1 pseudogene is annotated in these 639 nt (G+C 78.1%); it reads right to left on the reverse strand.

Features of this window, described 5'->3' with window-relative positions:
• Nucleotides 1–639, reverse strand: a pseudogene (locus BGM09_RS27140) (adenylate/guanylate cyclase domain-containing protein); the annotation flags it as partial.

Here is a 639-nt window from a genome sequence, read left to right on the forward strand (position 1 = left end):
GTGACGGCCCGCGTCCACCAGCAGCCGCGCCGCGTCCCTGGCCACCGCGTCCCGCAGGGCCTCGGCCTGCAACTCCCGCGCGGCGCCGTCCGCTTCGTCCAGCAGATCCAGAGCCCGGCTCCCGTCGCCCGCGAGCGTCGCCACCGCGGCGCCGAACAGCGGCAGCACCACCCGGCCCTCGGCGTAACCGAGTTCACCGGCCAGCCGCTCCGCCCCGGCGAGACAGGCGTGCGCGTCGTCCCAGCGCTCCTGGAGCGCGAACAGCACGGCCAGCGGGCAGTTCAGGGTCAGCCGTACGGTGGGCCGGCGGTCGCCGTGCTCCGCCAGCAGGCGGCGACTGCGCGAGACCGCCGAGGGGACCGGCTCGGGCCCGCGCCACAGCGAGACGCCGATCGCGCCCAGCGCCAGGGCCCGTTCGGGCTCGGCACCCGAGCGGCGCGCGTGGTCCAGGGCGCGGGAGAGCAGGACATCGGCCTCGCCGTGCCTGCCGTGCAACTGCCGCTCCTGCGCCAGCCGGATGCACGCCCGCGCCTGCCCGAGGTCGTCGCCCGCCCTCTCGAAGACCGGCAGCGTCCGCTGGGCGACGCTTCCCGCGCTGCTCCCGCCCGGGGCCGCCGACACCGCGGCCAGGGCGAGGTC

The organism is Streptomyces sp. CBMA29, from assembly GCF_014596445.1.
Classification (GTDB): Bacteria; Actinomycetota; Actinomycetes; order Streptomycetales; family Streptomycetaceae; genus Actinacidiphila.